This is a genomic window from uncultured Nitrosomonas sp. (assembly GCF_902826915.1).
In the GTDB taxonomy this organism is placed as follows: domain Bacteria; phylum Pseudomonadota; class Gammaproteobacteria; order Burkholderiales; family Nitrosomonadaceae; genus Nitrosomonas.
In genome coordinates this window covers 1-9,124 of record NZ_CADEGP010000089.1, presented here as the reverse complement: position 1 = coordinate 9,124, position 9,124 = coordinate 1, and the positions used below count along the sequence as shown (strand labels likewise).

7 protein-coding genes, 2 tRNA genes and 2 pseudogenes are annotated in these 9,124 nt (G+C 44.1%); 6 read left to right on the top strand and 5 right to left on the bottom strand.

Annotated elements, in window-relative coordinates; all coding sequences use genetic code 11:
* Positions 1–406: 406 nt before the first annotated feature.
* The 3 genes from QZV86_RS12560 to gltX all read right to left on the bottom strand — a co-directional run bounded on the left by QZV86_RS12560 (position 407) and on the right by gltX (position 2,043).
* Positions 407–482: transfer RNA gene (locus QZV86_RS12560), tRNA-Glu, on the bottom strand.
* 40 nt (positions 483–522) lie between these two features.
* Positions 523–598, bottom strand: a tRNA-Ala gene (locus QZV86_RS12555).
* A 53-nt stretch (positions 599–651) separates the two neighbouring features.
* Positions 652–2,043: a glutamate--tRNA ligase gene (gene gltX / locus QZV86_RS12550; RefSeq protein ID WP_295628722.1), complete on the bottom strand. Its 1,392-nt coding sequence runs from the start codon at positions 2,041–2,043 to the stop codon at positions 652–654.
* Positions 2,044–2,239: 196 nt separating this feature from the next.
* Here gltX and QZV86_RS12545 point away from each other — a divergent pair, with 196 nt between their 5' ends.
* Both QZV86_RS12545 and QZV86_RS12540 read left to right on the top strand, forming a co-directional pair.
* Positions 2,240–3,817: an acyl-CoA ligase (AMP-forming), exosortase A system-associated gene (locus QZV86_RS12545; protein ID WP_295628719.1), complete on the top strand. Its 1,578-nt coding sequence runs from the start codon at positions 2,240–2,242 to the stop codon at positions 3,815–3,817.
* Positions 3,814–5,049 (top strand): pyridoxal-dependent decarboxylase, exosortase A system-associated, encoded by a 1,236-nt coding sequence (locus tag QZV86_RS12540; RefSeq protein ID WP_295628716.1) that lies wholly within the window; start codon positions 3,814–3,816, stop codon positions 5,047–5,049. Before QZV86_RS12545 ends, QZV86_RS12540 begins: the two co-directional genes overlap by 4 nt.
* A 310-nt stretch (positions 5,050–5,359) precedes the next feature.
* Here QZV86_RS12540 and QZV86_RS12535 read toward each other — a convergent pair whose 3' ends face one another.
* Together QZV86_RS12535 and QZV86_RS12530 are read right to left on the bottom strand one after the other, a co-directional pair.
* A complete protein-coding gene (locus QZV86_RS12535; protein WP_295628713.1) occupies positions 5,360–5,986 on the bottom strand; it encodes a transposase in 627 nt (208 codons plus the stop codon).
* Positions 5,917–6,234: a hypothetical protein gene (locus tag QZV86_RS12530; RefSeq protein ID WP_295628710.1), complete on the bottom strand. Its 318-nt coding sequence runs from the start codon at positions 6,232–6,234 to the stop codon at positions 5,917–5,919. The genes QZV86_RS12535 and QZV86_RS12530 overlap by 70 nt, the downstream gene beginning before the upstream one ends.
* A 177-nt stretch (positions 6,235–6,411) precedes the next feature.
* Between QZV86_RS12530 and QZV86_RS12525 the strand changes: the two are divergent.
* From QZV86_RS12525 to QZV86_RS12510, 4 genes and pseudogenes are all read left to right on the top strand, one after another.
* Positions 6,412–6,810 (top strand): annotated as a pseudogene (locus QZV86_RS12525) (IS1595 family transposase); the annotation flags it as partial.
* Between the two features lie 450 nt (positions 6,811–7,260).
* Positions 7,261–7,824 carry an SGNH/GDSL hydrolase family protein gene (locus QZV86_RS12520; RefSeq protein ID WP_295628708.1) on the top strand — a complete coding sequence of 188 codons (564 nt, stop codon included), beginning with the start codon at positions 7,261–7,263 and terminating at the stop codon, positions 7,822–7,824.
* Between the two features lie 35 nt (positions 7,825–7,859).
* Positions 7,860–8,879 carry a UDP-N-acetylglucosamine 2-epimerase gene (locus QZV86_RS12515; RefSeq protein WP_295628705.1) on the top strand — a complete coding sequence of 340 codons (1,020 nt, stop codon included), beginning with the start codon at positions 7,860–7,862 and terminating at the stop codon, positions 8,877–8,879.
* 39 nt (positions 8,880–8,918) lie between these two features.
* Positions 8,919–9,077 (top strand): annotated as a pseudogene (locus QZV86_RS12510) (IS1595 family transposase); the annotation flags it as partial.
* Between the last annotated feature and the right edge of the window lie 47 nt (positions 9,078–9,124).

The window sequence follows — 9,124 nt, the reverse complement described above, 5'->3', positions numbered from 1 at the left end:
CTGTTTATTAACATCTTGCTAGACTAACAGATTGTGTCTTCTAGTCTAGAGCCTACTTATTTGCGGGAAAACGATATAAAAGAAAAGCAATTATCACAAATAATTCACTCGAATGAATCCGGCAAGTATATATAAGTTAGAGCGCGCTCAAGTTTTTGATTAAGATGAATCTTGTAGGGAGTCAAATTTTCAAGCTGCCTTGTTTATAGCTCTTTATCCAAGATTTGAATCTTTATTGCCGGAGTCTTGATTAAGTATGATGCGTGCGATCGCGCGGAAACCATGCCCATTACTGTGATCGGCTTTCAAAAGCTATAAGTTTTGAAATGAAGTTCTTTAATTCATGAATTATGCATAGTTACGCAATGAGAAAAAAGCATGAAATTCTGCATGTCTTTGTTCTATTTGGCGTCCCCAAGGGGATTCGAACCCCTGTTACCGCCGTGAAAGGGCGATGTCCTAGGCCTCTAGACGATGGGGACAAGTGTTATATCGGCACAGCTTCGCTTTTTTAAGATTAACTGGTGGAGATAAGCGGGATCGAACCGCTGACCTCTTGCATGCCATGCAAGCGCTCTCCCAGCTGAGCTATACCCCCTGAGCAAAGGAAGGGGGATTATACTGATGCCTGGATTTATTGTAAAGAAAAGATCAATCCGGGAAATCGCCCATGTGGTTGTTCATGCGAGCAAGCGTTTCTTCTCGTCCAAGCAATGCTAGAACTGCATCGATTGAAGGGGTATGAATTTCTCCAGTGACCATTACCCGTAGTGGCATAGCAATTTTTGGTAATTTAACGCCGTGCGCTTTGGCAGTGGACTTTATTTCCTGATGAATAATTTCTCGATTCCATTCAATTTGATTGAATTTTTCCAGCAAACTGATCATGATCGGTCTTGCTTCCGCAGTAAGGTATTGCTCTTTCAGCTCACTAGATGGATCCAGAGGACGATAGAAGTATACTGCCGCATCGGCCAGTTCTTCGATGGTATTGACTCTCTCTTTGAGTAAGTCGACGACCAACACTAAATTGGGACCACCATCAATTTGGCAATTATCTTTTGTGAGGAAAGGCACTGTCAATTCAGTCAAACGAGCATTATCGGTTGTTTTGAGATATTGCTGATTGATCCAGTGCAGTTTTTCCGGATTGAATTTAGCCGGGGAGCGGTTGATTGCCGTCAGATCAAACCATTCCACCAATTGCTCGCGGCTGAAAATTTCTTCATCGCCGTGCGACCATCCAAGCCTGGCCAGATAATTCAGCAGAGCCTCGGGCAAATAACCGTCATCACGGTATTGGATAACTGAGACAGCGCCGTGACGTTTGGATAAGCGTTCGCCGTTCGCGCCCAATATCATCGGAACATGTGCATACTCTGGTAACGACGCCTGCAGGGCTTTAAGAATGTTAACTTGGCGCGGAGTGTTGTTGACGTGATCATCGCCGCGTATTACATGGGTGATATTCATGTCCAGATCATCAATGACTACACTGAAATTATAAGTCGGCACTCCATCGCTGCGTAGCAACACCAGATCGTCCAGTTCATTGTTCGCGACCGTGATCCGCCCCTTGATTTGATCATTGAAGGTGACATGACCCTCTAATGGATTTCTGAACCGGATTACTGGTTTTACTCCTGTGGGCGGAGTTTTTGAAGAGTCACGCCAGCGTCCGTCGTAGCGAGGTTTCAGCCCGGCAGCCAATTGTTGTTCGCGCATTGCTTCCAACTCTTCCTTGGAGGCGTAGCAATAATAGGCTTGATTGTTCTGCAATAGCTGCTCGACAACTTCGTGATAGCGCGTAAGCCGTTGCATCTGGTATAAAGGTCCTTCATCATAATCCAATCCCAGCCATGCCATGCCGTCAAGAATTGCCTGTATCGATTGTTGGGTTGAACGTTCCAGATCGGTATCTTCAATGCGCAAAATAAATTTTCCGCCGTGTTTACGCGCATAAGCCCAAGAGAAAAGCGCGGTGCGCGCGCCGCCAATGTGAAGATAACCGGTAGGACTGGGAGCAAATCGTGTGCGTACCATCATGATTGTTTAATAACTATTAAGCCGAATGGGGAAGTGGAATAGTTTACGCGATTCTGTAAAGCCGGTGTTTATTTTGCCTGGACTATTGCAAGCATGATGGATGTTCATCGGGGCTTGTAGCGTAAAGCCGATTATAATGTGCGCAATTTAATCCAAATGTTTTTTGTGGATATGATCATAAAGTATCTGATAAATGACTGACTTAATCCATGATCTGATTTTTGAAGCTGCAGAACGAGCGCCAGACTCTGAGGCGCTGTCATATCAAGATCAGCGTATGTGCTATGCCATGTTGGCTGGGCATGTTAAAGCAAAAGCGGGTGGTTTTCGGGCGCTTGGCTTAGATCGTGGTGAGCGGGTTGCGGTATATCTCGAGAAACGTTTTGAGACTGTCATTGCATTATTTGCTGCCGCTGCGGCGGGAGGTGTTTTTGTTCCGGTCAATCCGGTATTGAAACCGAAACAAGTCTCTTTTATTTTGATTGACTGCAACGTGCGAGTATTGGTGACGTCGTTGGAACGGTTAAAATTGTTGCAAGCTATTTTATTGTCTTGCCATGATCTGCGCGTGGTTGTGGTGGTCGATGCCAAAGGCGAGCTTCCGGTTATTGCCGGACTTATCATTGTTAGTTGGAATGAGGTTGACGGTGTCAATGCAGCGACGCCAACTATCGATAGCGATATGGCGGCGATCATTTATACCTCTGGCAGCACCGGAAGACCCAAAGGAGTTGTGCTTTCGCACCGTAATCTAGTTGCCGGCGCTAAAAGTGTGATGCAGTACTTGCAGAATCGATCTGACGATCGAATTTTGATTGCGTTGCCGCTGAGTTTTGATTATGGATTGAGTCAGTTGACGACTGCTTTTTATGTAGGTGCGACAAGTATCTTGATGAATTATTTATTGCCACGGGATATCGTTGCTATCGTCAAAGATCAGCAGATCACCGGATTAGCAGCTGTGCCGTCATTATGGATTCAACTTGCGCAACTGAATTGGGGAAAAGCATTTTCGTTGCGCTACATTACCAATTCAGGCGGTGCCATACCGCGCAGGACGCTGGATCAATTGCGCATTACCTTACCGGAGACACAAATTTTTTTGATGTATGGCTTTACCGAAGCTTTTCGTTCAACGTATTTGGAGCCAGATGAGATCAGTCGGCGTCCTGATTCCATTGGTAAGGCGATACCGAATGCCGAAGTGCTGGTGTTGCGGGAAGATGGTTCGCATTGCGCGCCGGGTGAGCCCGGAGAATTGGTGCATCGGGGCGTTCAGGTTGGAATGGGTTATTGGAATGATGCGGAAAAAACCGTAACATGCTTTAAACCCATTAAACCCCGCCAAGCTGGATTGATGCTCACTGAGATTGCTGCGTGGTCGGGTGATACTGTGTATAAGGATGAAGAAGGGTTCTTGTACTTTGTCGGGCGCCGTGACGAAATGATTAAAACTTCGGGGTATCGCGTCAGTCCAACCGAAATTGAGGAAGTTATCTATGCTACGGAATGTGTCGCTGAAGCGGTCGCTTTTGGCGTTCCGCACCCGATTCTAGGACAAGCAATCGCTGTAATTGTGACTGTCAGGAAAGGCATTCACTTAGATATCGAAACTCTGCTAAGTGAATGCAAGAAACAACTACCTGCATATATGGTACCAAATCATTTCGAGGTGCACGAAGGTAACTTGCCGCGCAATCCTAACGGAAAAATAGACCGTAAATTTCTTTCTCAGCAATTACAACTATTATTTGGCGAAAGCGATTCATGACCAATCCATTGTTGGAACATGCGCCACTTATACCATTTTCTGTGCAGAACGATTGCTTACAGATAGGTGGGATGGCATTAACTCGATTGGTCGATCGCGTGGGTACGACACCATTTTATGCGTATGACCGGCAAAAAATCACCGAACGGGTTGAGCTGCTGCGCCAGCATTTGCCGCAAGAGGTCTTGTTGCACTATGCGATAAAAGCCAATCCCATGCCGGCTGTGGTACAACATTTGGCAAGTTTAGTCGATGGCCTGGATATCGCCTCAATAGGAGAAATGAGGGTTGCGCTGGATACAATTCTTACCCCTGAAAAGATAAGTTTTGCTGGGCCTGGGAAAAAGGTGCATGAATTACGCAGCGCGATTGCCGCAGGTGTAATTCTCAATGCTGAATCACAGCAGGAAATGGAATTGATCGCGCAGCAAGGAATAGATTTAGGCATCACCCCCAAAGTTGCTATTCGTATTAACCCGGATTTTGAGCTCAAATCTTCTGGAATGAAGATGAGTGGCGGGCCAAAACCATTCGGCGTAGATGCCGAGCGTGTGCCCGATTTGCTAGCGCGACTGGGGTTTCTCGGTTTAGATTTCGTTGGATTTCATATTTTTAGCGGTTCACAGAATCTAAATGCGATCGCAATTCAGGAAGCGCATGAAAAAACCGTCCAACTTGTTATTGAGCTTGCTGAATATGCGCCATCACCTGTGAAGTTACTAAATATCGGTGGCGGTTTTGGTGTGCCTTATTTTCCTGGTGATCGACCGCTGGATATTGCAACGATTGGTGTTAATTTACAGTGCCTGATGAAAAAAGTAAAACAGCAGTTACCGCATACCACCGTTGCGCTTGAGTTGGGGCGATATCTGGTTGCCGAGGCAGGCGTTTATGTTTGCCGTGTTTTAGAGCGGAAAATGTCGCGAGGACAAGTCTTTCTCGTAACAGATGGCGGGCTGCATCATCACTTGGCGGCTTCTGGAAATTTAGGCCAAGTGATCCGCAAAAACTATCCCGTCATTATCGGCAATAAAGTTCAAGGCGTTGCAAGAGAGATTGTTTCAGTAGTGGGGCCGCTATGCACGCCGCTAGATTTGTTAGCGGATCAAATGCAAATGACCCAGGCATCCGTGAACGATCTAGTGGTTGTTTTACAATCTGGGGCTTATGGTTTGAGCGCCAGTCCAACAGCTTTTCTTGATCATCCTCCACCGGTTGAAGTGTTGGTTTAAGCTACGATTTGCAGTGAGAATTATTGGTAGTATTAATAATTCTGTGTCTAAGGAAGGCCAAATAGGATCTTCTCCATATGCTGTTTAAAGGGGTAGAAACTTGTTATAGGTATTCGATAGGTTTTCCCCTCCATTTGTTTGGTAACCAAAAACTCAAGTTTAGCGCGGCACCCGGATTGAGGAAACTGTTAACATGTTGTGTGGTTTTTCGCACCTCTTTGTTAAAGCGCTCAATCCAATTGGTGGTATATAGCAACGGCGCAGTTGCACGGGATAATTTAAGTATTGATGGTAATAACGCCACTTGTATTCAGGTAATGATCCACGGATACTGGGATAACGTTTGCCCCACTGGTCGATGAATTTTGAAATTGCTCCGTGTATGAGAGGAACTATCTAAATCCAGTACTTCGTGCCAATGAGCAATCAAGCGTCGCACTTTGTGCACCAGGCAACATTGGATGGCACGATGCGGCAAATGCTGCTCTAGTGCAGCTTCGATGCCGGATAATTCATCGCACAGTACCAGCCCTACCTGTTGGAGACCACGTTGCTTTAGATCTTGAAACACTTGTTTCCAGCCTTCGGCTGATTTTCTGGGCAAATGGTATAACCCCAATATTTCACGGCTATAATCTTGTTTCAATCCCATTACGATATAGGTTGCTTCTTGCGCAACATCGTCACGTCTCACCGCATGATAAAGCGCATCGATTAAAATGACGTGATAGTGCGACGAAAGTGAGCGTTGCTGCCAGGATAATCGTAACGGCTCAAATGCTTTGACCCATTGCGATAGTTTCCCAGGACTATAATGGGAAGAAAACAGATCCTTAAAAATACGACTGACGCCGCGATGTGAAACACCTAGGCTATATAGCGACAATGCCAGCTGATCCATACGGGCGCTATCTTGCTTGATGATTTCCAGAGCCAATGGATAAAACTGACCACGCCGGCCCTTGGAATCTTAATTTCAAAGCGACCTTGCAGGTGATTGATAAATCGACTGTAAAATCCATTGCCTTTGTTATCCAACGACTCATTCAGAAATACTGCTCGCTCCGATTCCATCAGACTTTCAAATACCTGACAGAGTATTGTTTGTACATCCAGTCTTTGTCCTTGATGCAAATTCTTTATCGTTTCATCTAAAAATTCTTGGTATGCTTGCTTTACGGGCATGTTCGATCCTTTGCGTTTTAATTACGCGATTTCTTGTCAAAATCAAATCCTACATGCCTACTCCAGACACAAATAAAGCACCCCGCCGCAAGCAGCGAGGTATTAAAAGCGCTCTTCAGACTGCTGGTTTTCAACCAGCCTTCGCCCCAAGGAGCGAGGAATTAAACCCGGAAGAGATTAAAACAGCCTGTATTTGGTGTGTTTGAGCGAGATGGGAGGATATACACCGAAATAGTACCAGACTGTAAACGCTTGACCTTACAGGCGGTAATACTGGGTAAAGTATCAATTGAAAGCGTTATTTATAGTGATGGCTGGCGTGGTTATAATGGTTTGGTAGATGTAGGATACTCTAAGCATTTTCGTGTATCCCATGGTGATAATGAATTTGCTCGGGATGGGCATTGCCATATAAACGGTATCGAATCGTTTTGGAGTTTTACCAAGCGGCGGCTTGCAAAGTTTAACGGCGTGTCAGTTAACTTTGAGTTGCATTTAAAAGAATCTGAATGGCGTTGGAAAAAACAACCTGATGAGCTTGCTAGTGCACTATGGCAAATCATCAGATATTATTAACTCTGCTAGTCCAGAGCCTTTTCTATTTAATGTGACTACAAGTTTCGCTGTTGGGCTTGTGCATCTGGAAGTCAGACCTGTTCCTGAACCAGAATTTACACCATGCTGTTGCCGGGCCTGATCTGATTTTGTGAGGATGTTCATGTAGGCCTGTTAAACGTTTGGTATCGAGGAACTGATAAGTGAAGTAAAATCTGATATGCTCGGATTCGGAAAAGAATTTATCGTCTTTTATTTAATATAATTTATTGTGGTTGGCAACATTTTGCGAAGCAAAAAGATAATCGATGAAAACAAAATTATTTACTTTAGAACCAAAAAATTTCTTCTTTCAAGAGAATGGTCTGAAACTAAATTCGCGTGTTCGCCCCTCCATCATTTTTTCGGATGTACATCATATTAATATTCATCGCATTCTTGGTAAGTTTCGATAATTAGAGCAATAGCGATATGCATTATCAAAACCTGCTTTGTATTGGCGATAGCCAAACTTTTGGCGCGCGGACTTATGGTTGTTATCCGTTATATCTAGCCCAAATGCTCACTCAACAAACACCTTATCAATGGCGTGCGATTAATCGAAGTATTAATGGCTATACAGCTCGGGAATTATGGTTTTTACTTGGTAATGAGATCGAAGTTATCAGCGATACTTATCAAGTATGCGTGCTCATAGGTACAAATGACGTGGGAAATGAAACGCCGCTGGATCTTTTTGAAGAATATTACCGGCAAATTGTTCGAGCATTTCTGATCAAAAAATACAAGGCTATATTTTGTGCTGAAATTCCTCCTATTTTTCCTGATGGCCATATTTTTTTCCGCAAAGAAACAGTGGAGCGGCGCAATCAATATAATGACGCGATCAGGAAAATTTCAGCCGAAAATAAAAAAATTCATTGCGTACCGATTAACGGATTAAGTCGTGATTGCTACGTGGATTCTGTTCACTTCAACGAGCAAGGAAATCGAGTTGTCGCTGAGACATTTGCTAAGGCTATTCTAGAACGTTGAAAGTCGGGATTGTAATTGGCACTCGTCCCGAGGTCATGAAAAATTATGCCATTGTTAAGGCTCTGCGCGAAGCGAACTTGGATTTTGTTGTTCTGCATACTAATCAACACCAAGATCCATTGCTCCGAGAGGTGGTATTTGCCGAAATGGGCTATGTGCCAGATTTTATTTATCCTCGATCTTATAGTATTGGCGCGGCGATTGATTGGGTATGCGAAATCATTCGCACGCAGCAAATTGATCTGATCTTGGTGAATGGCGACACTGCGGCATCAATTGTTGGTGCCGTTGCTGCTGTCTATTCTGATGTTGGATTAGCTCATGTCGAGGCAGGTCTGCGTGCTTATGATAACCGCATGTATGAGGAACGCAACCGTATCATGGTCGATAGTGCGGCGCATTATTTGTTTACGTATACGCAGCATCATGCCGAATATTTGAAAAAGATTCCGGATTTGCGTGGCCGAATTTTCAATGTTGGCAATACCACTGTAGATTTAATTCATGACTTCTCTGCTGAATTGGTTAAACCACGTTTGGATACTTACGCATACATTACCCTGCATCGAAAGGAATTTACCGACAGTCGCACAAGAATGATTGACGTTTTTACAACGCTCAATTCGTTGGCAGATGAATTTGATGCCATGGTTTTCCCCATACATCCGCGGACACGAGATGCTATGCAAAATTATGGCCTCAGCTTTGATCTCTTGTCACGGATAACGGTAATTGATCCGGTCGATCCATTTACATCGCTTTCTTACGAGAAATTTGCGGCGCTAATCATTACGGACAGTGGCTGCATTCAGGAAGAGGCTTATATTTTTGGTGTCCCATGCGTGACCGTGCGAAATAACACCGAGCGACCGGAAACCATAAAAGTAGGCGCCAATGTGTTAACTGGTTTCTCCCCTGGAGTGATCCAGGATAAGATATGTTCGCAAAAAAGCTCTGGTCATCAGCAGTTTCCACCAGTCTATGGTGACATCGGAGTGGGTGAACGTATTGTCCAAGCTTTGCGAAAGCATTTTATAAATTGGCGTAATTATTAAGGCTCTAGAATATAAGATACAATCTGTTAGTCTAGTAAGATGTTAATAAACAGCAAATTAAGTAATTATTACATTAAGAAAATAATTCAATGTTTTTGCATTGATATACCTGCCAGCAAAACAGCTCTGCTACTGGGTAAAAATCGTAACACGATTGATCGTTGGCATGGCATTTTCAGGCAAGTAATTTATGGCTATGTAGTAATTAACTGTTGAAATTGTCTTGTTCTTCCAAGTGATCTTAG